This is a genomic window from Actinosynnema sp. NPDC059335, from assembly GCF_042752395.1.
Taxonomy (GTDB): Bacteria; Actinomycetota; Actinomycetes; order Mycobacteriales; family Pseudonocardiaceae; genus Actinosynnema.
Genome location: NZ_JBHYXZ010000324.1, coordinates 1 through 1,438 on the forward strand (window position 1 = coordinate 1; position 1,438 = coordinate 1,438).

The 1,438-nt window shown below is 67.7% G+C and carries 1 protein-coding gene; it reads left to right on the top strand.

What is annotated here, in order from left to right:
• The first annotated feature begins 211 nt into the window (after window positions 1–211).
• Complete coding sequence (locus ACFXGA_RS40180; protein ID WP_378098470.1) at window positions 212–1,420, top strand: IS110 family transposase; 1,209 nt, start codon at window positions 212–214, stop codon at window positions 1,418–1,420.
• Window positions 1,421–1,438: the final 18 nt, after the last annotated feature.

The following is a 1,438-nucleotide window of genomic DNA, read 5'->3' on the forward strand; positions in this document are numbered from 1 at the left end:
TCAGTCGTCCCTACCGTTTGAGTTGTCCGGCCTCGTAGGGTTCGGATGCCCCGGGAGGGGCGGGTGTGGCTTTCAGTCGTCTGCCGCCGGTGTGGCTCTGCTCGACTTGCCGCCCGCCTCTCCAGGACGGACTCGGCCTCTGATTAAGAGCTGCGAACCGATCGCTGTGTAGGGACCTGGCGGCGGGGTCGTCTGCGGGCATGGTCAGGAAATCGCTGGTGAGAGGCATGAGTTGACGCAACTGTGGGCCGGGGTGGACATCGGCCGGGAACACCATCACGTGGCCGTGGTCGACGCCGAGGGGAAGCGTGTGTTCTCCCGGCGGGTGGCCAATGACGAGACCGCGCTGTTGACCGTGATCGGTGACGTGTGCGCCCTGGCGGATCGCATCGGGTGGGCCATCGACCTCAACAGCACCGAGTCCGCGCTGCTGCTGACCCTGCTGCTCGACCACGGCCAACAGGTCGCCTACGTTCCGGGCATCATGGTCAACCGGGCCGCCGCCGGCTACCGCGGCGCGGGCAAGACCGACGCCAAGGACGCCCTGATCATCGCCGACCAAACCCGGATGCGCCGCGACCTGACGATCCTGGACGGCGACGACGAGCTGGTCGTCGAACTGCGCCTGTTGGTGGCCCGCCGCCAGGACCTGGTCGCCGACCGCACCCGCGCGGTCAACCGGCTCCACGACCAGATACTGGCCATCTGTCCCGCACTGGAACGAGCGCTGGAGCTGACCAACCAAGGCCCCTTGATCCTGCTGACCGGCTTCCAGACCCCGGCCGCGCTGCGCGGGATCGGTGTCGACGCCCTGACGGATTGGTTGCGGAACCGCAAAGTCCGCAACGCCACCGTGTTGGCGGGGAAGGCCGTCGCCGCCGCCGAAACCCAGCACCGGACTCTTCCCGCAGAGCGGACGGCCGCACTCCTGGTCGCCCAGCTCGCCCAGGGGGTGATCACCCTCAACGCGCAGATCAAGGACATCGACCGGCTCATCGAGGACCGGTTTCTCCGTCATCCCCACGCCAAGGTGATCATCAGCATGCCGGGCATCGGCATCCTGCTCGGCGCCGAGTTCCTCGCCGCCACCGGCACCGTCGACCGGTTCGCCACCGCCGACCGACTCGCCAACTTCGCCGGTGTCACACCGGTGCCCCGCGACTCCGGTCGCATCAGCGGCAACCTGCACCGACCCAAACGCTACAGCCGGCCACTGCAACGGGTGTTCTACACATCCGCCCTGATCAGCGTCCAGAGCTGCCCGGAGTCCAGGCGCTTCTACGACCGCAAACGAGCCGAGGGCAAACACCACACCCAGGCAGTTCTCGCCCTCGCCCGCCGACGCGTCAACGTCCTGTGGGCACTGCTGCGCGACAACCGGCCCTATCAACCCACGCCTCCCCTCGCCGCCGCCGCTTGACAAACGGATTAAGAGTCG